This is a genomic window from Luteibacter sp. 621 (genome assembly GCF_050435445.1).
Classification (GTDB): Bacteria; Pseudomonadota; Gammaproteobacteria; order Xanthomonadales; family Rhodanobacteraceae; genus Luteibacter.
In genome coordinates this window covers 103,613-127,262 of record NZ_JBNDKI010000014.1, presented here as the reverse complement: position 1 = coordinate 127,262, position 23,650 = coordinate 103,613, and the positions used below count along the sequence as shown (strand labels likewise).

Annotated in this window: 18 protein-coding genes; 11 read left to right on the top strand and 7 right to left on the bottom strand. The window is 64.9% G+C overall.

All coding sequences use genetic code 11. From position 1 onward, the window contains the following. Positions 1-19: 19 nt before the first annotated feature. From ABIE56_RS15470 to ABIE56_RS15460, 3 genes are all read left to right on the top strand, one after another. On the top strand, positions 20-592 hold the full coding sequence (locus ABIE56_RS15470; RefSeq protein WP_429244680.1) for a nitroreductase family protein: 573 nt from the start codon (positions 20-22) through the stop codon (positions 590-592). Then, positions 580-1,479, top strand: a complete 900-nt coding sequence (locus tag ABIE56_RS15465; RefSeq protein WP_429244679.1) for a 5'-3' exonuclease — start codon at positions 580-582, stop codon at positions 1,477-1,479. Before ABIE56_RS15470 ends, ABIE56_RS15465 begins: the two co-directional genes overlap by 13 nt. 97 nt (positions 1,480-1,576) lie before the next feature. Then, a complete protein-coding gene (locus tag ABIE56_RS15460) occupies positions 1,577-2,161 on the top strand; it encodes an NUDIX hydrolase (RefSeq protein ID WP_429244678.1) in 585 nt (194 codons plus the stop codon). A 12-nt stretch (positions 2,162-2,173) separates the two neighbouring features. Here the strand turns inward: ABIE56_RS15460 and ABIE56_RS15455 are convergent, their stop codons facing one another. Continuing rightward, positions 2,174-2,755 carry a hypothetical protein gene (locus ABIE56_RS15455; RefSeq protein ID WP_429244677.1) on the bottom strand — a complete coding sequence of 194 codons (582 nt, stop codon included), beginning with the start codon at positions 2,753-2,755 and terminating at the stop codon, positions 2,174-2,176. 261 nt (positions 2,756-3,016) lie between these two features. Between ABIE56_RS15455 and dnaE the strand changes: the two genes are divergently transcribed. Then, positions 3,017-6,559: a DNA polymerase III subunit alpha gene (dnaE, locus tag ABIE56_RS15450; protein WP_429244676.1), complete on the top strand. Its 3,543-nt coding sequence runs from the start codon at positions 3,017-3,019 to the stop codon at positions 6,557-6,559. A 9-nt stretch (positions 6,560-6,568) separates the two neighbouring features. Here dnaE and ABIE56_RS15445 read toward each other — a convergent pair whose 3' ends face one another. The 3 genes from ABIE56_RS15445 to ABIE56_RS15435 all read right to left on the bottom strand — a co-directional run bounded on the left by ABIE56_RS15445 (position 6,569) and on the right by ABIE56_RS15435 (position 8,621). Further along, positions 6,569-7,192, bottom strand: coding sequence for a hypothetical protein (locus tag ABIE56_RS15445; RefSeq protein ID WP_429244675.1), 624 nt, complete (start codon positions 7,190-7,192; stop codon positions 6,569-6,571). Between the two features lie 97 nt (positions 7,193-7,289). Next, a complete protein-coding gene (locus ABIE56_RS15440; protein ID WP_429244674.1) occupies positions 7,290-7,868 on the bottom strand; it encodes a hypothetical protein in 579 nt (192 codons plus the stop codon). A 69-nt stretch (positions 7,869-7,937) separates the two neighbouring features. After that, positions 7,938-8,621, bottom strand: a complete 684-nt coding sequence (locus ABIE56_RS15435) for a hypothetical protein (RefSeq protein ID WP_429244673.1) — start codon at positions 8,619-8,621, stop codon at positions 7,938-7,940. A gap of 272 nt (positions 8,622-8,893) precedes the next feature. Between ABIE56_RS15435 and ABIE56_RS15430 the strand changes: the two genes are divergently transcribed. The 5 genes from ABIE56_RS15430 (at position 8,894) to ispA (ending at position 13,129) form a co-directional block, all read left to right on the top strand. Continuing rightward, positions 8,894-9,850, top strand: coding sequence for an acetyl-CoA carboxylase carboxyltransferase subunit alpha (locus ABIE56_RS15430; RefSeq protein ID WP_429244672.1), 957 nt, complete (start codon positions 8,894-8,896; stop codon positions 9,848-9,850). Between the two features lie 70 nt (positions 9,851-9,920). Continuing rightward, entirely contained in the window at positions 9,921-10,667 is a 747-nt protein-coding gene (locus ABIE56_RS15425) for an NYN domain-containing protein (protein WP_429244671.1), read from the top strand. Further along, on the top strand, positions 10,664-11,953 hold the full coding sequence (tilS, locus tag ABIE56_RS15420) for a tRNA lysidine(34) synthetase TilS (RefSeq protein ID WP_429244670.1): 1,290 nt from the start codon (positions 10,664-10,666) through the stop codon (positions 11,951-11,953). The genes ABIE56_RS15425 and tilS overlap by 4 nt, the downstream gene beginning before the upstream one ends. 32 nt (positions 11,954-11,985) lie before the next feature. Next, a complete protein-coding gene (locus ABIE56_RS15415) occupies positions 11,986-12,246 on the top strand; it encodes an exodeoxyribonuclease VII small subunit (protein WP_429244669.1) in 261 nt (86 codons plus the stop codon). Next, a complete protein-coding gene (ispA, locus tag ABIE56_RS15410; protein WP_429244668.1) occupies positions 12,227-13,129 on the top strand; it encodes a (2E,6E)-farnesyl diphosphate synthase in 903 nt (300 codons plus the stop codon). Before ABIE56_RS15415 ends, ispA begins: the two co-directional genes overlap by 20 nt. Before the next feature lie 448 nt (positions 13,130-13,577). Here ispA and ABIE56_RS15405 read toward each other — a convergent pair whose 3' ends face one another. Continuing rightward, positions 13,578-13,982 (bottom strand): DUF4870 domain-containing protein, encoded by a 405-nt coding sequence (locus ABIE56_RS15405; protein ID WP_247434143.1) that lies wholly within the window; start codon positions 13,980-13,982, stop codon positions 13,578-13,580. A gap of 106 nt (positions 13,983-14,088) precedes the next feature. Continuing rightward, positions 14,089-15,438, bottom strand: coding sequence for a metalloprotease PmbA (pmbA, locus tag ABIE56_RS15400; RefSeq protein ID WP_429244667.1), 1,350 nt, complete (start codon positions 15,436-15,438; stop codon positions 14,089-14,091). 120 nt (positions 15,439-15,558) lie between these two features. Here pmbA and ABIE56_RS15395 point away from each other — a divergent pair, with 120 nt between their 5' ends. Together ABIE56_RS15395 and yjgA are read left to right on the top strand one after the other, a co-directional pair. Continuing rightward, the gene (locus ABIE56_RS15395) at positions 15,559-15,783 is read left to right on the top strand and encodes a DUF1653 domain-containing protein (RefSeq protein WP_247434137.1); all 225 of its coding nucleotides are present in this window, start codon (positions 15,559-15,561) and stop codon (positions 15,781-15,783) included. Continuing rightward, on the top strand, positions 15,780-16,316 hold the full coding sequence (gene yjgA, locus ABIE56_RS15390; protein WP_429244666.1) for a ribosome biogenesis factor YjgA: 537 nt from the start codon (positions 15,780-15,782) through the stop codon (positions 16,314-16,316). The genes ABIE56_RS15395 and yjgA overlap by 4 nt, the downstream gene beginning before the upstream one ends. A gap of 88 nt (positions 16,317-16,404) precedes the next feature. Here yjgA and ABIE56_RS15385 read toward each other — a convergent pair whose 3' ends face one another. Then, complete coding sequence (locus ABIE56_RS15385; RefSeq protein ID WP_429244665.1) at positions 16,405-23,487, bottom strand: beta-1,3-glucanase family protein; 7,083 nt, start codon at positions 23,485-23,487, stop codon at positions 16,405-16,407. Between the last annotated feature and the right edge of the window lie 163 nt (positions 23,488-23,650).

Sequence of the window (23,650 nt, the reverse complement as noted above, 5' to 3'; positions counted from 1 at the left end):
CGGGTGGTAAAATGGGCGGATGAACCAGCCCAACCTGGATATCCTCAACGCCCGCCGTTCCGTGCCGTCCCGGCAGCTCGGCGAACCCGCTCCCGATGACGCCACCCTGCGCCGCATGATTGAGGCCGCCATCCGCGTGCCCGATCACGGCAAGCTGGAGCCCTTCCGCATCCGCATCCTGCGCGGCGATGCCAAGCGCACCTTCGGCAACGCGCTGGCGAAAATGGCGTTCGACGCCAACCCCGATCTGTCTGAATCCAAACGCGAGAAAGAACAGCGCCGTTACGAACACGCGCCCCTCGTGCTCGTCGTTTCCGCCCGGATCGATAGCGACAGCAAGGTGCCCGAGCTTGAGCAGAACCTCACGGCCGGTTGCGTTGCCTACAACCTGTTGCTAGGTGCGCAAGCCCTCGGCTACGGCGCCCAGTGGCTTACCGGCTGGGCCGCCTACGATCGCGACGTGGCAAAGCTGCTTGGCATGAAAAAACACGAACACGTCGTGGGCTTCATCCACGTGGGCACGCCCACCATGGAAGCGCCGGAGCGCGATCGCCCCGCTTACGACGACATCGTGAGCGCATGGCAACCGTGAGCGCCAGCGATACCGTCCACCTGGTGGATGGCAGCCTGTACGTGTTCCGGGCATGGCATTCCATGCCCGATGAATTTCATGACCACGATGGCGAGCCGGTCAACGCCGTGCACGGCTTCACGCGGTTCCTGTGTGAGCTGCTCGAGCGTAGCCGCGCCGAACACATCGCGGTCGCGTTCGATGCCTCGCTTACCACCTCGTTCCGCAACGCGATCTACCCGGCGTACAAGGCCAACCGCGAGCTGCCACCGCCGCAACTCGTGCGCCAGTTCGCGCTGTGCCGCGAGATATCCGCCGCCCTGGGCATCACGGTACTGAATGACCACCAGTACGAAGCCGATGACCTGATCGGCAGTGCCCTGTGGGGCCTGCGCGTGCACGGTTTTCGCGGCGTCATTGTGTCGGCGGACAAGGATTTCGGCCAGTTGCTGGGCGAGCACGACCAGCAATGGGATTTCGCCAAGGATGTTCGTTGGGGCGCCGCCGGTGTGTTCGACAAACTGGGCGTGCACCCGCACCAGGTGGCGGATTACCTCGCACTTTGTGGCGATGCGGTGGACAACATCCCGGGCGTGCCCGGTGTGGGCGCCAAAACCGCTGCGGCCCTGCTGGCCCATTTCGGCAGCCTGGACGCATTGCTCGAGCGGATCGACGAGGTGCCGTACCTGCGCATCCGCGGTGCCGCCGCGTGCGCGGCGCGGCTGCGCGAGCATGGCGAACTGGCCTTGCTGTACCGGCGGCTCACCCGCATCGCGCTGGATGTCGCCGTGGCGGAAACCGCCGATGCGCTCAGCCGCCGCCAGGGCGATGCCTCGGCGGTGGATGAACTCTGCGAGCGCATCCGCTTTGGCCCCATGACCCGCAGCCGCCTGCGCGCCTTACTGTAAAGGCGCGCTCCTGCGAGGACAGGTCCGCGCCTTGATTGCGTCACACGGTGGAGATCGTTTTTCGACGATACTTGCGGGATCGCCTAAGGAGCCCGCCATGCAGACCAGCCCGCTGCCCCATGCCTCGCCTATCCCTGACGACGCCAGCCTGCCCGAAGAAATCCTGTATTCCGGCAAGTGGCTGACCCTGAAAAAGCGCGGCCGGTGGGAGTACGCGGCGCGGAACAACCCCGGTGGCGCGGTGATCATCCTCGCGGTGACGCCGGACGATAAAGTGATTTTCGTCGAGCAGTACCGCGTATCGATCCTGGCCAACACCATCGAGATGCCGGCCGGCCTCGTCGGTGACCTGGAAGGCGCTGAAGACGAGGACGTACTGCTGGCGGCGGAGCGTGAGCTGGAGGAAGAGACCGGCTACCGCTGCGGCCGCATCGAGTTCGTGCACGAGGGCCCCTCCTCATCCGGCATGAGCACGGAAATGATCGCATTCGCCCGTGCATGGGACCTCGAAAAGGTTGGCGCGGGCGGTGGTGACGAGACCGAAAACATCATCGTGCACGAAGTGCCGCGCGCCGAAGCCGGAAAGTGGCTGTTCGATCGCGCGGCGGAAGGGTTCTCCATCGACGCCAAGCTGTTCGCCGGGCTGTGGTTCATTGATCACCCGGAAGCCCATACGCGTTGATGGCAGTTACGCTCAGCGCTCCGTCGGGTAGATCACGAACTGCACGTCCTCGACGCGAACCAGGGTCGGGTCATCGATACCGCCTCCACCAAACGAGCTGCCCAGCGCTGCGAAGCGGGCGTAAATGTAGTGCGGTTGGTAGCCCACGTTGGCACCGGGGGCCTCTACCGTGATGTACCCCGAACCGGCGCTGTCCACGGAGAGGTTAACCGCGCGGAGCGACGTGGCGTTCTGGTTCTGGTCATCAGCGAGCCACACCTCCACACGCAGGGATTCGGCGAAGCTGCCGTGGCCGGCCGGTAGCTTCGCAGCAAAGCGAACCGCATAGGTCAGGTTGCCCCCTTCCAGGTTGGCATTCAGGGGGACCAGCGCGCGTGCGGAGGCCGTATCGCGGCGGCCTACCACGACGGGCGCCTTGGCAGACGCGCCCGCCGCGTCACCGTCATGCCACGCGCCACGCATCTGGCAGCCTGTTGTCAGGTGGGGCCCGATCACGGAGCCGCAGCCCGGGAACGAGACAGGGTAGGCAACCGCCGGGGCGGAAAGGAACGAAACGGCGGCCGTGACCGCCAGGACGCCTGTGAGGTATCGCATGCGCATGGACAAATTCCTTTGCGAAGGGTAACGCTGGCATCCACCAGCGGAGCCGCAGGGGCGGCCACCCCGTTTCTAGCCGTTTTTGCCGCTTCGCGACGCAGCGCCTACGGCGATCGGGATATTCCCCTACGCGAACGATCGGCCATCACGCCGAAGGTCGGGTCAGCAAGGGCGCGAGGGTGGTTTTCCGCCCTGTCAATTCTTGTTCCCACCCCCTCTCCCGGTTAGCCTTCTCCATGGCCTGAACTGGCACCCCGCATGACCGTCCGCTTTGCCCACCTCCACCTTCACAGCGAATACTCGCTGGTCGACTCGACGATCCGCATCAAGCAGCTGATCGCCGCGTGCGTGCGCGCCGGTGTGCCGGCCGTCGCACTGACCGACGAGAACAACATGTTCGGGTTGGTGAAGTTCTACAAGCAGTGCACGGCGGCAGGGATCAAGCCCATTGGCGGCTGTGATATCTGGGTCTCCAGCCCGGATGATCCCCGCCCGTGGCGCCTCACCCTCATCTGCCAGGACCGCGACGGCTACCTGAACCTGTCGCGCCTGGTCTCGCGCGCGTGGCGCGAAGGCCAGGGCAGCGGCCGCGCGCTGGTCGATGCCAACTGGCTCACGCCCGATGCCGTCACCGGCCTCATCGCCTTCGCCGGCCGCGAGAGCGAAATTGCGCGCATCGCCCTGGGCGCCGGTTTGCCGGCAGCAGGCGCGCGGCTGGGCTTCCTCGAGCACCTGTTCCCGCAGCGCCTGTACCTGGAGCTGACCCGCACGGGGCGCGAGAACGAAGAGAACTGGGTGCGTGCCGCCATGGCCCTGGCGGGCGACCACGGCCTGCCGGTCATCGCCAGCAACGATGTGCGCTTCCTCGAGCGCTCGGGCTTCGAATCGCATGAGGCGCGCACCTGCATCAACCAGGGCCGCGTGCTGGCCGACCCGAAGCGCCCGCGCTTCTACAGCGAAGAGCAGTACTTCAAATCGGCTGAGGAAATGGCCGAGCTGTTCGCCGATATCCCCGAGGCGCTCGAGAACACCGTTGAGCTGGCCAAGCGCTGCAACCTGGAACTGTCGTTCGGCACGTACTACCTGCCCGACTTCCCGGTGCCCGAAGGCCACACGCTCGACACCTACATTCGCGAACAGGCCCAGAAGGGCCTGGAAGAGCGCCTGGCGGTGAACCCGCTCGCCCCCGGGAAGACGCTTGAGGATTATCAGGCGCGCCTCGACCGCGAGGTGGACGTCATCATCCGCATGGGCTTCCCCGGCTACTTCCTGATCGTGGCGGACTTCATCGGCTGGGGTAAGAACAACGGGATTCCTGTCGGCCCGGGCCGCGGTTCCGGCGCCGGCTCCCTCGTGGCCTGGGTGCTGAAGATCACCGACCTGGACCCGCTCCAGTTCGAGCTGCTGTTCGAGCGCTTCCTCAATCCCGAGCGCGTGTCGATGCCCGACTTCGACATCGACTTCTGCATGGATCGCCGTGACGAGGTGATCGACTACGTTGCGCGCAAGTACGGGCGCGACCACGTCAGCCAGATCATCACCTACGGCTCCATGGCCGCGAAAGCAGTGCTGCGCGATTCCGGCCGCGTGCTCGGCATGGGCTATGGCCAGGTTGATCGCCACGCCAAGCTGATCCCCGCGCGCCCGCTCGACCTTACCCTGGGCGATGCGCTGGGCCGCACGGAGAAATCGAAGAAAGAACCCGAGCGCGTGGTGAAGGAGTTCTGCGACGTCTATGAGACCGAGGAAGAATCGCGGACGCTCATCGATCTTGCCCTGAGCCTGGAAGGCCTCACCCGCAATGCCGGTAAGCATGCCGGTGGCGTGGTGATCGCGCCCACGCCACTCACCGATTTCGCCCCGCTCTACTGCGAACCCAGCGGCGAAGGCGTGGTGACGCAGTACGACAAGGATGACGTCGAAGCCGTAGGCCTGGTGAAGTTCGACTTCCTCGGCCTGCGTACGCTAACGATCATCGACTGGGCCGTGAAGGCCATCAACAAGCGGCGTGCCAGCGAAGGCACCGAGCCGCTGAACATCGATACGCTGCCGCTCGATGACCCGAAGGTTTACGACCTGCTGAAGAAGGCGCAGACCGTCGCCGTCTTCCAGCTCGAATCGCGCGGCATGCAGGGTATGTTGAAAGAGGCGCAGGCCGACCGCTTCGAAGACATCATTGCGCTGGTGGCGCTGTACCGCCCCGGCCCCATGGACCTGATCCCCAGCTTCTGCGCCCGAAAGCACGGCAAGGAAGCGGTGGAATACCCGGATCCGCGCGTCGAGCCCATCCTGAAAGAGACCTACGGCATCATGGTCTACCAGGAGCAGGTGATGCAGATGGCGCAGATCGTGGGGGGTTACACCCTCGGCGGCGCCGATCTGCTCCGCCGCGCCATGGGCAAGAAAAAAGCCGAGGAAATGGTGAAGCACCGCGCGACGTTCCGCGAAGGTGCCGCCAAGGACGGGATCGACGGCGACAAGGCCGATTCGATCTTCGACCTGATGGAGAAGTTCGCCGGGTACGGCTTCAACAAGTCGCACGCGGCCGCCTACGCGCTAGTGTCCTACCAGACCGCGTGGCTGAAGGCGCACTACCCCGCCGAGTTTATGGCCGCGACGATCTCGTCGGACATGGATAACACCGAGAAGGCGGTGACCTTCCTCGATGAAACCCGTGCCATCGGCATCAAGGTGCTGCCACCGGATGTGAACGCCTCGGAGTGGATGTTCGAGGCGGTGGAACCGCGCGTCGTGCGCTACGGCCTGGGTGCCATCAAGGGCGTGGGCCAGGGCATCTGCGAAGAGATCGCCGCCGAGCGTAAGGCTCGCGGCCCGTTCAAGGGCCTGATCGATTTCTGCCAGCGCATCGGCTCGAACAAGCTCAACAAGCGCGTCATGGAAGCGCTGGTGCAATCCGGCGCCCTCGATGCGCTGGGTGAGAACCGCGCGACCCTGGTTTCACATATTCCCGAAGCCATGCGCGCCGCCGACCAGGAAGCAAAGAACCGCGCCTCCGGCCAGGTGGATATCTTCGGCAATGCCTTTGGCGATGCCGAAGCACCCAGCATCATCGAACTGTCCGGCTCTGTGCCGGAATGGCCGCTGGAGCAGTTGCTGCAGGGCGAGCACGACACGCTGGGGCACTACCTCTCCGGCCACCCGACCGATCCGTGGACGACGGAGCTGGCACAGCTCTCCAGCTGCCCCATCGGCGAGATCCCGCACCGCTACCAGCCACCCAAGCCGCGCCGCAACGATGATGACGAGGGCAGCCGCTTCCGCCGCAGCCCGGAAACACCGTGGACGGTGGCCGGCATGGTCGTGGGCATGCGCAAACGCGGCGACAGCGATGCCTTCGTGCAGATCGAAGACGCCACGGGCCTGCTCGAAACCAGCTTCTTCCGTGAAGTGTTTACCGATGCCGCGCCGCTGCTGACGCGCGGCAACATCATCGTGGTGGAAGGCGGCCTGCGCATCGACGACTTCGCCGGGGGCTACCAGCTGCGCGCACGCAAGGCGTATTCGCTTTCCGATGCCATGGAGCATTTCGGCCGCCTGCTAACGCTGAAGCTCAATGGCGTAGACGCAGAATTCCCGAAGCACCTGAAACACGCGCTGATGGGTTTCCGCGGTGGCCGCACACCGCTAATGCTGGCCGGCTACCGCAACAAGGTAGGCCAGGCCAGCCTGGAACTGGGCGATGAGTGGCGCGTACGTGCTCTCCCCGACCTGATGAGAACGTTGCGCACGTTGCCGGGCGTACTCGGCACGGAACTTCGCCTGGTACGCCCGGCGGATTAAACGCTAGCGCTATCGAAGCGTCTGCAGGAGGCCGACGTTATCGACATAGATCAGCGCGCCAGAGCCCTCAGGGCGGCTGAACTCCACGCGAAGCGCCATGGGGACATCGAATGGCGCGGCGCTCATACGGTACGTCTCGAGTTGATCACCATGTGGTTCAACGTCGACACGAGCCAGCTCTTTCTCGCTTCCGTCCGCACTCACGCCGACAAGCCGTGCCGTCAGAGGATCGCGGGCCTGCTCGCCTAGCGGTGAGGCACTGAAGTGCAGCTCGTAGGTTGGCAGCGGCGAACCGGGTATAGCGTCCATCCGAGGTGCGGCGACGGTTTGCCCAATCGACCGACCCGGCTCCAGGCCAACGGCGATACTGACGGCGTTCTGATGCCGCCAGATGGTCCCCATCCGCACGGGACCATTGCTCTGCCAGCCCGGCAACGTGTGCCACACCGGGTTATTGCTGACGCTACCGCGTGGCCGATCTTCAAGGTGTCCGTTCTTTAGCGCAATTTCGCACGTAGAGAAGCCGAGCGGCGGCATTGCACCGGGGCATACAGGGATATCCTGAGCGAAGGCACACGCTGGCGCCAAGGCGGCGATCGATAGCAGGATCGCACCAAACAGTCCGTTGTTCATTGATCGCATCCTTTCGTGGTGATGTGAGATTTTACGTGTCTGAGCCGTGTTCGATTCGCTTCCCGCGGATCGTTTCCTTTGCATGATGCCCCCATGCCTAGCGACGTTGATCAATGCGGACATCGTCGACGAAGACGCTCACGTCGCCGTTCTCATCCGAGCGTTCAAGCTTGAACAGGAGTTGTGGGGGAAGCACCAGGGGCGCGCCGATAAACGCGCCCCTGAGTTGGGTCGGCGTCGTGGACACCGGATAGTCCCGGCTGAACAGCGTGACCGGCTGGAACTCCTTGCCAATAACCGCAGCAGATACGCGCAGCATCGCAACACCAGCATTCGTGCGCGCAGTGAGCGACGGAAGATATTCCGTGGATACAGACGACTGGTAAGCATGCGCCGGTAGCGGAACGAACTGCAGCGCCGCACCCCGTGGGTGCCGGAGCAGCAGCTCCCCATTGCCATGGGTTCGGCTGATGGTCGGCATCTCGTGCGGACCGGCCACCAGCCAGGGCATGAGGCTTTCACCCTCGAATCCCGCATTGGCGACTTCGAGGGTGCAGGTCTCCGGCAGGGGGCCGGGCTCGCCGCCGCAAAAAGGCAACGCGGTGCCTGCGTGGGCCGCGCTTGCAGTTGCGGCGGCCAGCACAGACGCCGTCAGGACAAAACACATCGCTCGCATCAAAAACCTCCTTGTTGTAAGCAGCTAACTATTGCGTTTCGCCGGGACATCATGTCCCGGCGAAACCGCTCACCACCTCACCGCCAGCTCTGGCACGGGATCGTCCTGCTGTGCCCGAACCACAACCACATCGCTCACAGGCACGCGGCCCAGTCCGTCTTCCATGCCAATGGCGATATCGAGATCGGTGGGGTTTGTGCCGTCAGGTACGTTGATCCACGCCAGCAGCTCCGAGCGAGGTTCATCACTAACCTTGTTCATAACGACCGCCGCGTTCGCGCGCGTGATCACGCCCGATCCGTCACGCAGGCTGATATCCATCCGCACGCGGCTGTCGCCTGTCCAGGTGGCCGTATGCGCGTGCACCGCATAGGTAACGTGCGCACCGGTCGGCAGCGCGGGAAGAGGCAACCGCTGCTCGACACTGTCGCCACGCTGCAACAGGGTGAGCGTAGACCCGGCCTCTACCTGGCCGCCGCCACGGTTACCGGGATCGAGATAACGCCAGGGTACGATGTGCTCGGCCACCGTATGCGTGGGGCGCCACGACGGAAACTCATACGCATGCGCGAAGTCGTCACCTTCGAATCCCGCAAAATTGCCGTTGGGTACGTCGATGCGACAAGCATCGACCACCGAGACGTCCCGGCAGAGGGGAAGGTGTGAGAGCGCCGGATGCCCCGGTGTCGCCGCCTGAGCGCCCAGGCAAGCAATGAGCGCCAGCGCAGCCGCTCCGCGAATAGACGTTTTCATGCTGGTTCGGTCCTTGTGCCATTGAGGAATGCGGGTCTCCTTTCCGCACCCACAGTGAAGCACGGAGGCTTCGCATCGCGTCGACGGACTACATTCCTCAAGGCATTCCCCTACACACACTGAGGCGCCCACGTACAGCGTGCGGCGCCGCTGCCGGGAAAAGGCTTTCCATTCCGATGCTTAGCGCGACGCCCCAGACCGTACGGCCGCGCACACCACCCGCCGCCCGGCCCGGCTATAATGCTCAGTCTTGCCCGGATGCTCCCTATTCCATGAATCCCAACTTCCTCGATTTCGAACAACCCATCGCCGAACTGGAAGCGAAGATTGAAGAACTCCGCCATGCCAGCAGTGGCCAGGCGTTCAACATCGATGAGGAAGTCGCCCGCCTGCGCGAGAAGCTGAAGATCAAGACTGCTGAGATCTTCCGCAACCTCACGCCGTGGCAGGTCAGCCAGGTGTCGCGCCACCCGGCGCGCCCGTACACGCTCGATTACATCCAGGGCATGTGCGAGGAATTCCATGAGCTGAAGGGCGACCGCATGTTCGCGGACGACCAGGCCATCGTAGGCGGCCTGGCCCGTATCAACGGCCGTTCCATCATGATCGTGGGCCACCAGAAGGGCCGCGACACCAAGACCAAGGTGAAGCGTAACTTCGGCATGCCGCGCCCTGAGGGCTACCGCAAGGCGCTGCGCCTGTTCAAGATGGCCGAACGCTTCAAGATGCCGGTGTTCACTTTCATCGACACCGCTGGCGCGTGGCCGGGCATCAACGCCGAAGAGCGTGGCCAGTCCGAAGCCATCGCCCGCAATCTGCTCGAAATGGCTGAACTGCGCGTGCCCATCATCTGTACCGTCACCGGCGAAGGTGGCTCAGGTGGCGCGCTGGCCATCGGCGTGGGCGACCGCACGATCATGCTGCAGTACTCCACCTATTCGGTCATCACGCCCGAGGGCTGCGCCTCTATTCTCTGGAAGAGCGCCGACAAGGCGAAGGATGCGGCTGAAGTCATGGGCCTCACTGCCCCGCGCATCCTCGAAAACGGCCTGATCGACAAGATCGTGCGCGAGCCGCTGGGCGGTGCCCACCGCAACCCGCAGTCCATGGCGACCCGTCTCAAGGCGGTCCTGCTGAACCAGCTCGATGAACTGGAAAAGCTGCCCGTCGATGAACTGCTCGAAAAGCGCTACCAGCGCCTGCGTGGCTACGGCGCGTTCACCGAGTAACGCCCGTTGATACTCGCGCCGCTGTCACGGCGGCGCGTTACCATGGCCACTCGCCCACAGGGAGCTGGCCATGGCCACCGATGTCACCGATAAGCTCGCCGTCCTGATCGATGCCGACAATGCGCGCCCTGCCATCGTGGACGGCCTGCTGGCCGAGGTTGCGAAATACGGCACGGCGCATGTGAAACGGATCTACGGCGACTGGACGGGGCCCAACCTCAATGGGTGGAAGGCCGCCCTGCTGGATCACTCCATCCAGCCTATCCAGCAGTTCGCCTACACGTCGGGTAAGAACGCGACGGATTCGGCCATGATTATCGACGCGATGGATCTGCTCTACGCCGAGCGGTTCGACGGTTTCTGCATCGTGTCCAGCGACAGCGACTTCACCCGGCTAGCCTCGCGCATCCGCGAGGCGGGCCTCATCGTCTATGGCTTCGGCGAGTTGAAGACGCCCAAGGCGTTCGTCTCGGCCTGCGATAAGTTCATCTACACCGAAGTGCTGGTGGGCGCGGGCGATGACGAAGACGACAAGACCCGCCAGGCACCACTGTCCGTGGCCGAACTGCGTGGCGATACCAAACTGCTCAATGGGCTGCGCAACGCCATCAAGGATGCCTCCGATGAAAACGGATGGGCCGCGCTTGGCGGCGTGGGCAGCATCATCAACAAACGCATGCCCGATTTCGATTCACGCAACTACGGTTACCCCAAGCTGAGCGGGCTGATCAACGGCATTGGCCTGTTCGATGTGGAAGAGCGCCAGCACGGCAGCGCCAAGCATGTGTACGTGAAACTGCGTTCCAAAGGTAAATGAGCATCTCGCTAACCGATCACCTGGCTGCTGCACTGGCGGAGCAGGACGACACACCACTGGTCGTCGCCTATAGCGGCGGCCCGGATTCCACGGCGCTGCTGCACGCGCTCGCCCTGCAGTCGCCGCGCCCCGCATTGCGGGCGCTACATATCGACCACGGCCTGCAAGCCGAAAGCGGCCTGTGGGCGGTGCATTGCCGGCGCTTCTGCGAATCACTGGATGTGCCGTTTGAATCCGCACGAGTCAGCGTGGACCTGAGCCGCGGCGAGGGTATGGAAGGCGCAGCGCGCCGCGCCCGCCGTGCGGCGTTCACTGCCGCGCTGCGCCCCGGGGAACGCCTGGTGCTTGCCCACCACCGCGACGACCAGGTGGAAACCGTCCTGCTGAAGCTCATGCGCGGCGCGGGGCCGGAAGGCCTGGCCGGCATGCGTGAACGCCGGCCGCTCGGCGCTGGCGAACAATGGCGCCCGCTGCTCGGCCTGCCGCGCGAAGCCCTGCTGGACCATATTGCGCTGCACGCCCTGGAAACGATCCACGATCCATCGAACGATGACCCGCGTGTGGCCCGGGCCTGGCTGCGCGGCACGGTGTTGCCCGCGCTGCGCGAACACTGGCCACATGCGGCACACAGCATCGTGCATAGCGCCCGCCTGTGTGGCGAGGCGGCCACGTGCCTGCGCGATGGCTGGCTGGAAGCCTATGCGCAGCTGCGTGGCGCCGATGGCAGCCTGGATGCACCGGGTTGGCTCGATCTGCCCCACGCATGGCGGGGGCCCTTGCTCGATCACTGGCTCCATGCGGCCGGTTTGTCGGCGCCGACCACGGCGCAGCGCGAGACGCTGGAGCGGCAGGCACGCGAAGCTGCCGCCGAACGGCTGCCACTGGTGGGGTGGCTCGATACGGAGGTGCGGGCCTGGCGCGGGCGGCTATGGGCCATGCCGCGGCAGCGGCCGTTCGACGGCACCTGGTCGTCGCCATGGCAGGGCGAACCCCTGGCACTTCCCGGCGGGGGCTCGCTCACGCTGGGCGGCCACCGGCTGCCCCAGGCGGTCACCGTACGCTACCGCCTCGGTGGCGAGACGCTGAAACCGGTGGGCGACCGCCACACCCGCGAACTGCGCGACCTGTTCCAGCGCGGCGGCATCCCGCCCTGGGAACGCCCGCGCATGCCCCTCGTGGTGGATGGGGATACCGTGCTGGCCGTGGCCGATCGCTGGCTGAGCGAAGCCGGTAAACCGGTGTTCGAAGCAGCCGGCATGGCGCCCCTGTGGCATCGCGGCGATTGATCGAAACGCCTAGGTGAGCTAGTTTTGCCGCCATGCCGAAGTCCCCAGCCGCCCCCGTTCCCGCCTCGTCCATTGCCGAGTTCGAGCATTCGCTCGATGAGCTCGAACAACTGGTCACGCGCATGGAAGGCGGCGAGCTCAGCCTGGACGATTCGCTGAAATCCTTCGAGCGCGGCATCGGCCTTTACCGGCAATGCCAGACCGCGCTGGAGCAAGCCGAACTGCGCGTGCGCCTGCTGCTCGATCCCGAAGCCCCCGATACCGCCGAACCCTTTGACTCCCGCAACGACTGACCTGCCGGCGCCGCTGAAGGCGCTGGCCGGCCGGGCCGATGACGCGCTGGCGCGCGCGCTGCCCGGCGACGACCTGCCCCCCGTGGAACTGCACCGGGCCATGCGCTACGCGGTGCTGGGCGGCGGCAAACGCCTGCGCCCCTTGCTGGTATATGCGGCCGGCCACGCCCTGGGAAGTGATGGCCCGGTCCTTGACGCGCCCGCTTGCGCTGTCGAAATCATCCACGCGTACTCGCTGGTCCACGATGACCTGCCAGCCATGGATGACGACGACCTGCGCCGCGGCCGGCCGACTTGCCACATCGTATTCGGCGAGGCCATGGCCATCCTGGCGGGCGACGCCTTGCAGGCGCTGGCCTTCGAGATCCTGGCGGAAACGCCGGAGGGCGATGACCCGGCGCAACGCATTGCCATGCTGCGCACGCTGGGGGCTGCGTGCGGCGCCGAGGGCATGGCGGGCGGCCAGGCCTTCGATCTCTCCGCCGTGGGCCGTAAGCTCACACTCGAAGAGCTTGAGCGCATGCACGCCTACAAGACCGGCGCACTGATCCGGGCATCGGTCCGCCTTGGCGCGCTTGCCGCCGGCTGCCGCGATACGGCCCTGCTCGAACGGCTGGATCGCTACGGCCACGCCGTGGGCCTGGCCTTCCAGGTCCGGGATGACATCCTCGATATCGAGGGCGAATCGGCGGTCATCGGCAAGACGGCAGGCAAAGATGCAGCGGCCGACAAGCCAACCTTCCCCTCCATCATCGGCCTGGACGCCTCACGTGCGCGCCTGGTGGCGCTGGTCGATGAAGCACTGGATGCCATCTCCCCGCTGGGTGACCGCGGCGAGTGGCTTGCCGACCTGGCAAGGTACTCGGCCGCACGCGGCCACTGACCGCGGCGGCCCGGCGCAAGCCGATTACTCCACCGTTTCGGTGACCTCGTCAGCCCTGCGGGCCTCCCGTAGGCGACAGGCACCACGCGTGGTTGGCGCATGCAGGGGGAGCGGACACGCCGCGTTGAACTCGTTCATCGTTTCTTCGCTGATGAGACCCTTGCGGTACAGCGACACCATGCTTCCGCGCAGGAATGCCTTTCCGGCCATTCGTAACGCTACCGCCTCTGCGCGGCATATTCAGAACACGATAGGCCCTGCGCTGAGCACCGGAGCCGCGACAAACGCCAGTTCCCATAACAAGGTACCCCCAACATGATTGCCAGTGGGGTTAGCGTGGCCGTTCGCGAGACGCATTTAAGCAGGGGTGCCTCGTGTTCGTCTGTAGGCGTATGCCAACAAAAAAGGCCCGCTTCTGCGGGCCTCTTCCGTTGCCTTGTAGGCGTGGTCAGTTGATCAGTCGCAACGTATACGGATAGCGATACGTGTTGTCCGAACTGACCTTCAACGCAGCGACGATGCAGAACACCACGTTCGCGATCCAGGCCAGGAACACGATGAGGCCACCGATCAGGATGATGGTGAGGATGCCGCCGATGAAATAGGCCAGCACGATAGTGATCTGGAAGTTCAGGGCTTCCTTCGCCTCGCGCACGAGGTACTGCTTGTCTTCGCGATCCTTGAAGACCAGCCAGACGATCAGCGGGACGATGACGTGAAACACCAGCCCCGACAGATGCGTGAGCATCGCGATGTTTTTGTCATCGGAACTGGGGGCGGCCACGGGCGGCGGTACGGGATCGTACGGCGGCGGCGCGGGCGGCGGCGGAACCTGATCGGACGGGGTACTCATGGCACGACTCCCTGGGCGATGTCGGCCCCACTCTCCCTTTGCCCCGTGCCCGTGTCAACAAGACTTGCGGCACGGGGGCTGGAAGTCATGCCTGGCCGCCAGCGGTTTACTCGCCTGCGATGGTCATGTTTTCGATGAGCCACGAGCCGGTGAGGATGTGCGAGCGGTGATCCACATCCCCGCCCACGGCGACCAGGTTCGTGTACATGTCACGCAGGTTCGCCGCGATGGTGATCTCCTCCACCGGGTAGGCGATTTCGCCGTTCTCCACCCAGAAACCCGAGGCGCCACGGGAATAATCGCCCGTGATGATCGATACACCCTGCCCCATCACCTCGGTGACCAGCAGGCCGGTGCCGAGCTTCTTCAGCATGGCTTCGAAGCTTTCGCCACCGTTGCCCACCAGCAGGTTGTGCACGCCGCCGGCGTTGCCGGTGGACTGCAGGCCCAGCTTGCGGGCGGAATAGCTGCCCAGGATGTAGCGGGAAAGCACGCCATCCACGATGAGCGGCGAATCGATCGTGGCGACGCCTTCGGCATCGAAGACCGACGAACCCAGCCCACGCGGAATGAGTGGTTTCTCATCGATGGTCAGCCACGACGGCAGCACCTGCTTGCCCACATGGTCGAGCAGGAAGCTGGAGCGGCGGTACAGCGACCCGCCACTAACCGCGCCCAGCAGATGACCGATCAGGGACCGGGCGATCTCGGGGGCGAACAGGACCGGGGCCTGGCGAGTGCTGAGCCTGCGGGCACCAAGGCGTGACAGGGTACGCTCGGCCGCCTTGCGGCCCATGGCGGCGGCATCCATGAACTGGGTGGAATCGCGCACGCTGTCGTACCAGTAATCGCGCTGCATGCCGTCGTCATCGCCGGCGATCAGGGCCACCGACAGGGAGTGCCGGGTGCCGCGCTCCCGGCCCAGGAAGCCGTGGGAGTTGGCGTAGACCGACAGGCTTTGCCCGGCATTGACACTGGCGCCATCGGAATTGGTGATGCCATCCAGGTCGCGGCCCGCGTTCTCGATATCGCAGCCGAGCGCGATGGCGGCATCCACGTCGATATCCCACGGGTGCCATAGGTCCAGGTCCGGGAACACCGTGGCCATGCGGTCCGCATCGGCCAGGCCGGCGGCCGGATCTTCCTCGGTGAAGCGGGCGATGGCGCAGGCCTGGTCGATTGTGGCCTGGATCGAATCCGGGTTCAGGTCCGCCGTGCTGGCCGAGCCCTTGCGCTTGCCGAAAAACACCGTAAGGGCGAAGCCGCGGTCCCGGGTGTGTTCGACCGTTTCCACCTCGCCCAGGCGCACGTTCACGTTCAGGCCCACATCGACACTGGCGGAGACCTCGGCCTGGGTGGCGCCCGCGGCGCGCGCCCGGCGGATCGTATCCTCGGCCAGGCTGGCGAGGCGGTCGAGGTCCTGGTGGCTGGTGTCGCGGGTGGAAACTAGGCTCACGTGGGCTTCCCGGGGGGCTGGCGGTTAGAATGGCAGGCCGCAGGCGGCCGAATACCCCTTAATGGGGTCGCGCCGCCCGAATCCAAAGCAACGCACCGCCCATGGTGCCATGGAAACCTTATGAGCATCCGTGTCGGCTACTACCGCCACTTCAAGGGCATGCCCTACCGCGTGCTGGGCACCGCCCGGCACAGCGAAACCATGGAGGAGCTGGTGGTGTACCAGGCTCTGTATGGCGAACACGGCCTGTGGGTGCGCCCCGCGGCCATGTTCGCGGAAACCGTAGAACACGAAGGCCGCGTGCAGCCGCGCTTTGCCTTCGAAGGTGAGGAGGCAACGCCATGAGGCCGTGGGACGATCGCCCGCAAAACGATGATGAAGAGGACTTCGGCCCCAGCCGCAGCGAACAGCGCCGCAATGCGCTGGATATGCTCAAGCTGGCCAACCAGTTGGTGGACCTGCCGCCTTCGCGCATCCCCAAGCTGAACCTGCCTGAAGACATCATCGACGAGATCGGGCGTACCCGTAAGGTCACTGCGCACATCGCCCGCAAGCGGCAGATGGCGTACCTGGCCAAGATGATGCGCCGGCATGGCGATGAGGCGTTCACCGACGCGCGCGCCGCACTCGGTGAAGACCGCGACCGCCAGCGCCAGGAAGCCGCGCACATGCACCGCCTGGAAGCGGCGCGCGAAAAGCTGCTGGAAGGCGGCGATGCCGCGCTGGGCGAGCTGTTCGACAAGCACCCGGAGCTGGACCGCCAGCACCTGCGTTCGCTGGTGCGCCAGGCCCGCGCCGAGCGCGAGGCCAACAAGCCCCTGCATGCGTTCCGCGAGATCTACCGGATCCTGAAGGAACTCGAAGCCTCCGAGGATTGATGCCTGGCGCGCGCTGCAGCGCGCCTCGTTAAAAGAAAAGGGCGGTGAGGTTTCCCTCACCGCCCTTTCGTTCTACTGACGTTGCTGGTTACCAGCCGATCCCGAGTTCGAGATGCTCCGGCTGCGGCTCGATCAGCGTCGAGCTCTGGTCGGACACATCGTCGTACGCGAAACCGTACGCCTTGCCATTCACGCCATGCAGGTGCCAGAACCGCGCGTAATAGTTCGCCGGCGACTGCAGGTAGAACGTGGAAGAATCCTTCCACTCATCGGCATCTTCCATGACGTGGCGGTTGAACGCCGCGCAGATCTGCGCTTCGAGCTGGCCTTCGACGCCCCACGGGTCGTTCGAACGGGCCAGTGCACCCTTGCCTTCCAGCACATCCTGCGTGGTCGGCTTCTGCACGTTGAACAGCATGCCTTCGGCTTCGTTGGCTTCCTTGGTATCCGCCCAGTTGGTGTGGCGGAACGTGAGGACGCCATCGACCACGGTGCCTTCGAACTGCTTGGCGCCGATCGTCATCTCAAGCACGTGGGACTGGTAATACGTCCAGGCGCTGTCGATGTACGCGTCGAAGTAATGTTCCTGCGGCTTGCCCACGTCGAACTGCGCCTTGCCCGGGGCAAGGATGCGGATCGGGTCGGCTTCGGTCAGCTGGAACTCGGCCGGTACTTCCTGGTTATACGCCGCGAAGATCTCGGCGCGGGTCTGGGTAATGCCCGAGTTCACATGGCGCGTCTTGTTGCCGCCATACACATCCAGCGAAAGCGGGATGGAGAACTGATCGACCTGCGTGGTGTTGATGAAGATCGCGTCGTTGTTCCAGGTGAACTCGTACCAGTCGTAGTACACGCCGATGTTCGGATCGGTGGCGTTCAACGGGTTGGGGCCCGCAAAACCGATCGTATCGTCAGCGGCCTTCAGGATCTTGATGTACATCGGCTCACCGACGGACACGAAGATACGGCCCGAATCCATCTTAGGCAGCTTCAGCAACTTCGCCTGGGCCAGCGTGAAGAAGTAGTTCGGGTAGTTCTGGCCATTCTTGGTGAGATGGCCGGCACCGTCGTTGTCTTCCACCTTCGCGGCGGTCAGCGTGCCATCCGGCTTCACCCACGAGAACACCTGGGTAACCGGGTCGCGGCCGATAACAGCGACGTATACCTGGTCGTCGCGCCACTTGCCGTTGGTGGCATTGCGCAGCTGGGTACCGATGAAGCCCGGGTACGTGTCGTAGTTGAAACCTTCCGACGGATCGTTCCCGACCGGCTGCTGCGGCTGTGTCGGATCGGTGTTATCCACCGTGCCGTACACCTCCATTTCCCACAACGAATAGCCGTACTGCGTGTTGCGGGTCTGGCCGTGCATGCGCACGTAGCGGGCCGAGACCGGGGTGAACGACAGCGTTTCCACGCCACCGTTGCTGCCGATTTTCGCATCGGCCACCTGCCAGGACTGCCCATCGAGCGAGACCTCGATCAGGTAGTTCACGGCGTGGGCGTTCTCCCACGTCAGCACCACCTTGTTCACCGTCTTCACAGCGCCCAGGTCAACGCGCACCCACTCATCATCATTGAACTGCGACGACCAACGCGTACCGGTGTCGCCATCGGTCAGGTTGGCGGCCTTGAACGCCACCGGGTTCTCCTCCGAGGAGGCGAGTACCGGCTGGTGCAGGGCCAGGTTGGCATCGGACGACACCGGCGGCGGCGTCTGCTGTACCGGCTGCTGCACGGCAAGCGTCGCGGCCTGGCTGGTCACGCTGCGGCCAGCGGCATCACTCACCACCACGTCGTAGCTGCCCGCATTAGCGAGCGTGGCCGTGAACGAGTACGTGGCCTGGTTGGCACCACCCACGGCGGCACCATTGCGACGCCACTGGTAGCCCACGTTGCCGTTGGCCTTGACGCTGACCGCGAAGGTCACCGGCTGGCCCGCAGTCACGGACTGCGCCTGCGGCTGGCTCACGAACGTCGGCGCGGCGGCCGCGTACACCTCGAACTCATACAGCGATACGCCATAGTCGGTGTTCTTCGCCAGGCTGGTCATGCGCACGTACTGTGCGGTGACCGCGGAGAAGTCCACGCGCTCCACGCCACCCTTGCCGGCAACCGGCTGCGGGGTGACCGCGGTGTAGTTCACATCATCGTTCGACACTTCGACGATGTACGACGTCGAATGGGCGCGCTCCCAGCGCAGGAGCACGTGGTCAAACGTCTTCTGCGAACCCAGGTCCAGGCGGATCCACGCGGTCGGCGTGAACTTGGAACCCCAACGCGTGGTGAAATCGCCGTCCACCGCGCCCTTCGGGCCAAGGTAGCCGTCGTCTTCGTTGCCACTGGAAGTGGCACCCGCGCCCACGGCGACATTCACGCCACCCTGGCCGTCACCCGGTGTACCCGGGCCATCGGGATTATCCGGCTGGCCAGGATCCGTACCGCCATTGCCCGGCTGCGTGGCCGTGCCCTGCTGCCATGCCGGCGGGTCGAAGCCATCGGTGGAGTTATCCACGGTAACCGTGGCGAACTTGCTCTGGGTCGTGAGGCCCTTTGCACTCACCACGCGCACCATGTACTGCGTGCCGTTATCCGCCGCGGCAAGCGCCGGGGTGGCATAGGTGCCATCGGTCGTCGACGATGCGAGTTCATCCACGAACGTGCCATCGGCCTGCGGCAGGTGGCGGTACCAGTTGTAGGCCAGCGGGCCGTCGCCAGTCGCCGTAACGGCCAGGTGTGCCGAACGGCCCACGCCTGCCTTCTGCGCGGCCGGGTCCGCCGTGATTGCCGGGGCCACGACCGTGGTACCGGTGACGCACAGCGCATGTGACGGGTTGTTCTCCGCCACCAGGCGGAACGTCGAGCCATCCGAGGCGACCTGGTACGCGTACTGCGTATCGGTCGGATCATCGGTCGAGGTCCAGATCGTCCACGCCTGCGGGAACGCATTCGTCGACAGGTTCTGTCCCGCGACGGCCAGCGCTTCATCGAGCGTCGGCAGACGGGCGGTGGCGGCCTTGCAGTCCGAAATCGCGTTGGACTGCTTGTACTGCGCACCCTGGTCGGCGAGGCCACGCTGGGCACGCTCCCAGGTCAGGCCACTGAAGTGGTCCACGACATGGTTGGTGTCCTGCACGGTGTAGCGATCGCCATCCTGGCAGCAGGTCGGCGAGTCGTAGACTTCGAACTCGTAGAACGAGTAGCCGTAGTCCGTGGCGCGCTTGATGCCCTGCATGCGCACAAAGTGGGCCGAAACGCGCTTGTCCGTCATGTCTTCCGTGCCGCCGAGGCTGGTGTCGTTCTCGACCCAATCCTGGTAGCCGGTGTCCTTGTCGTTGGAGTACTGGATCTTGTACTGCGCGGCGTGGGCGTTCTCCCACTTGATCACCACGCGGTTGAACGAGCGCACCGCACCCAGGTCCACCGTGAACCAGGCGGCATCGTTCTTCTGCTCCGATGCCCAGCGCGTGCCCTTGTCATCACCGTCCACCGCACCGGCGGCCGGCGTGCCCTGCACGTTCTCCACGCCGCTGGCGTAAGTCACCTTCTGGCGGGCCAGGTTCGCACCCGGCGGGGCCAGGGTCAGCGCGGCGGCGTTGCTGGTCGCGGCGGCCGTATCACCCAGGATGTTGGTGACGACCACGACGTAGTTGCCCACGTCGCTCAGGCTCACGTTGGAAACGGTGAGCGTGGCGCTGTCGTCGCCGACAGGCTGGCCGTCGTGCGTCCACTTGTAATGGAACGGCGAGGAACCCGCGACGGCCACGGTGAACTGGGCGCTCTGGCCCGGGTTCGCGCGGACGTTGCCCGGCTGGCCGGTGATCACCGGCTGGCGTGCCGCGTTCACGGTCAGGTGGGCCGGCGTGGACGGTGTATCGCCCAGCGGGTTGGATACCACCACGGCGTAATCGACATTGCCGTCGGCGGCGGTCAGCACCGGCGTGTCGTACGTCGGGCCGTTGGCACCCGCAATGGCGGTGTTGCCGCGCATCCACTGGTAGGTCACCTTCGGCGAACCGGTGGCGGTCACGGCAAAGTGCGCCTGCTGGCCCACATCGACGCTCTGCGCCGCCGGCTGCTGGCTGATCACCACCTGCTGCGCCGTGAACACCTTCAGGATCGCAGGCGTGGACTCCTGGTCACCCTTCGCGTTGTGCACCACCACCGTGTAAGCCGCGCCGTTGTCGGTCATGGCTGAAGCGGGCGTGGTGTAGCTGGCGGCGTTGGCACCCGGGATCTCCTGGCCGTTGCGCTTCCAGGTGAAGGTCAGCGGGGCTTCGCCCGTGGCGGTCACCGAGAAGTGCCCCGGGAAGCCCTGGGTCACGTCATCTTCGATCGGGTTGGCGATGATGGCCGGCGGGCCGGACGCACCCTGCGATGCCTTCGGCACCGGGGTAATGTTGAACGATGCGCTCCCCGGCAGCAGGCCAGCGGCCGTCGCGGTGACGGTCACGGTGCCCGTATCGAACTTCGTGCGCAGCGCGATCTTCTGCAGGCCACCTTCGAACTTCAGTTCGTGGTCGCCCGGCGAGTGGTAGCCGTGAATCGGCTCCTCGGAACCATCACCGTTGAGGGTGTGGCCACCGGCCCAATCGACCAACTGCTGCGTGCCGCCCTGGTAGTTCACCAGCGACGCACCGCCCGTGACCTCAAAGGTCACGTTGACATCCGAGCCCTCCGGCACGGTGTTGCCATCCTTATCGACCACGCGGGCAACGATGAAGGCGGCATCCGAACCATTGGCGGTGACGGCGAACGCCGTACCATCGGGCTTCACCAGCTCCGGCACCACGCTCAGCGCAATATGGTCGGCCTTGCCGGCGGTGGTCAGCGTGTCCTGCACCGGCGAACCGTTGGCGTCGTCCACCACCGCACCCAGTGCGTCGATGCACTGCGCAGTCGCCGTACCCGCCTGCCACGTGAGGTTCCAGTGCACCTGGCCCGGAAGACCGGTGGTCTTCTGCGCCTGCGCCGAGCCCTTGATGTGGCCCGTATCCGGGTCTTTGCCCGAGTTCTCGACGTCGTAGCTGGCCTGGTCGATGGAATCCCAGTTGTTCGGCTTCTGGTCGCTGCCCTGCGGCACGCCATTTACCAGCAGGCGCACGGCCGGGCAGTTACTGAACGCGTTCACCTGGATATCGCCGGAGCGGTTCCAGTGATGCGCCAGTTTCACCACCGGCTTCACTTCGAACGGCGTCCACACCGACTGGTAGATGTAATACATCATGCGGGGGAAGCGGTTCTGGTCGACCATGGAGCTGCCGATCGAACGCACGTTGTGCACGAACTGCTTCTCGCCGGTGTCCTTGGCGATGGTGAAGTGCGTGGCGTCCTCGGTGCCCTCGTCGAACTCGATGGTTTCGCCCGGGGTATCGGCAAAGTACCACTGGGCCATGCCGAAGGTGCCCGCCTTGCGGCCCTTTGAATACGGCACGAGGTAATTCAGCGCATACGAGAGTTCATAGTCAAACGCATGGCGCTGCGAACCGATGCCCCAGTACTCCGCGCCCCATGCGGGCTTGTTCGGATACTGCTGGTGCACGCCCTCTTCGCAACCTGCCTTGCTGCAGCTCAGGATGTCGCCATTGGCCGGGTCTGGCGAACGGTCGGCGGCGGCACGCGGCGCGATGCTGTCCCAATTACGGGCCATCGTGCGCAGCTCTACCGCGAAGTTGGTGTCCATCTTGCCGTTGTTGGATTCCCAGGCAAGGATCGACGGATGGTTGCGGTCGCGGATCACCAGGTCGCGATGCAGTTCGCGCTTGATGTTCCACATGTTCACGCAGGCATCGTCACCGGCGGCGCAACGGTTGGAGAAGCCGTTCTCGCCATCACCGCTGGGCTGCACGATGAACACGCCCAGCGCATCCGCGGCCTCGACGAACTCGGGGCTGGACGGCGAATGGCCCGGGCGCCACAGGTTGCCACCGGCGGCCGCCAGCTGTTGCAGGTCACGCCACTGCTGCTCTTCGGGCACGGAGGAACCGAGCGCCGGGTAGTCGTAGCGGCCCGATGCGCCCCACGTGTACTGCTTCTTGCCGTTGACGTAGGGGAAATCCTTATCCCAGGTGATGACACGAATGCCGAGCGGGCTCTGCTTCGCATCCACCACGGTGCCGTCGATGCTGACGGTGTGCAGCACCTTGTACATGTACGGCTTGCCGTAGATGCTGTTGTTCGGGTACCACAGCGTCGGGCTGTTCACCGTCAGCTTTTCATCGAACACCGGCGTCGTATCCGCCGGAGCGACGTGCGGGGCGAGCTGCTTCTGCTGCTGGTCGCTGGCGACCACCGTGCCGTTGGCGTCCACGATCTGCGTGGTGAGGGTTACCGTTACCGGCACCTCGCGATCGTTCACCACGTTGGTCTGTACGCGAACCACCGCGCTCTTGTGGTCGTCGGTCAGCGATTCGGTGCCGACGTAGGTGCCCCAGGTGTTCTGGCCCGCGTACACGTTTTCCGGAATGTGGACCAGGTTGGTGACATGCAGTTTGACCGGGCGGAACAGGCCCGCTTCGGCCTGGCCAAAACGGAACGAACCGGAGAAGCCCGGGTCCTGGAAGAAGCCACCGCCGCTGCGGCTCACCTTCACTGCGATCACATCGGTACCGTCGTACTTCAGGTACGGCGTGAGGTCGACGATGTGCGGGATGAAGCCGATGACGTGGGTCGCGTTCGCATCGACCTGGCCATCCTGGTTCAGTGCGCCGGTGCCCTTGATGAAATGGCCGTTGACGTAAACGCGATCACCGGTGTGCGCGCCTTCGAACTCCACCATCACCTTGCGGCCGGCGTAGCTCGCGCTGTCTTTCAGCGTCGTACGGTACCAGCTGGTTTCGCCATCGAGGCTACCCTGGCCACCACCGGATTCCTGGTTGATGAAGGTGGTGAAGTCGTTCGCGGCATGGGGAATGCCGACGGTTTCCCACGTCGAATCATCGAAGTTGATGGCCGCGCCATCGTCCCCATTGGGTACCTGTGCGTGGCCCGTCTGGTTCTGGTACTGCTTGATGTACTTCCACGGCTGCGCGCCGAGGTTCACATCCACGCGATCGGAAGGCGCGAGGGTCACGGCGTGTGCCGTCACCGTCGCACCCAGGCATAGCGCTGCGAGCACGGCGGATAACCGCGCTCGTTTCGCATGCCCCGGGGGTGCTGCGGGGTGCATTGTCATGGAGGAGTGTCCCCTGTGGGTTGGCCCGTTAGCAGCGGCGTTCCACGCACGCACGACACCGCCGGCCGGCGCATGCGCCAGCCGTACTTCGTCGTTTCGTGATAAGGGTGGGAGTCAAATTCCCGCCACGCGCCAAAGGCCCGTGGCTATTGGATATTTGGCC

Coding starts and splice junctions, on each gene's coding strand:
- ABIE56_RS15470 (WP_429244680.1), top strand. CDS start 20: ATGAACCAGCCCAACCTGGATATCCTCAACGCCCGCCGTTCCGTGCCG.
- ABIE56_RS15465 (WP_429244679.1), top strand. CDS start 580: ATGGCAACCGTGAGCGCCAGCGATACCGTCCACCTGGTGGATGGCAGC.
- ABIE56_RS15460 (WP_429244678.1), top strand. CDS start 1,577: ATGCAGACCAGCCCGCTGCCCCATGCCTCGCCTATCCCTGACGACGCC.
- ABIE56_RS15455 (WP_429244677.1), bottom strand. CDS start 2,755: ATGCGATACCTCACAGGCGTCCTGGCGGTCACGGCCGCCGTTTCGTTC.
- dnaE (WP_429244676.1), top strand. CDS start 3,017: ATGACCGTCCGCTTTGCCCACCTCCACCTTCACAGCGAATACTCGCTG.
- ABIE56_RS15445 (WP_429244675.1), bottom strand. CDS start 7,192: ATGAACAACGGACTGTTTGGTGCGATCCTGCTATCGATCGCCGCCTTG.
- ABIE56_RS15440 (WP_429244674.1), bottom strand. CDS start 7,868: ATGCGAGCGATGTGTTTTGTCCTGACGGCGTCTGTGCTGGCCGCCGCA.
- ABIE56_RS15435 (WP_429244673.1), bottom strand. CDS start 8,621: ATGAAAACGTCTATTCGCGGAGCGGCTGCGCTGGCGCTCATTGCTTGC.
- ABIE56_RS15430 (WP_429244672.1), top strand. CDS start 8,894: ATGAATCCCAACTTCCTCGATTTCGAACAACCCATCGCCGAACTGGAA.
- ABIE56_RS15425 (WP_429244671.1), top strand. CDS start 9,921: ATGGCCACCGATGTCACCGATAAGCTCGCCGTCCTGATCGATGCCGAC.
- tilS (WP_429244670.1), top strand. CDS start 10,664: ATGAGCATCTCGCTAACCGATCACCTGGCTGCTGCACTGGCGGAGCAG.
- ABIE56_RS15415 (WP_429244669.1), top strand. CDS start 11,986: ATGCCGAAGTCCCCAGCCGCCCCCGTTCCCGCCTCGTCCATTGCCGAG.
- ABIE56_RS15405 (WP_247434143.1), bottom strand. CDS start 13,982: ATGAGTACCCCGTCCGATCAGGTTCCGCCGCCGCCCGCGCCGCCGCCG.
- ABIE56_RS15395 (WP_247434137.1), top strand. CDS start 15,559: ATGAGCATCCGTGTCGGCTACTACCGCCACTTCAAGGGCATGCCCTAC.
- yjgA (WP_429244666.1), top strand. CDS start 15,780: ATGAGGCCGTGGGACGATCGCCCGCAAAACGATGATGAAGAGGACTTC.
- ABIE56_RS15385 (WP_429244665.1), bottom strand. CDS start 23,487: ATGACAATGCACCCCGCAGCACCCCCGGGGCATGCGAAACGAGCGCGG.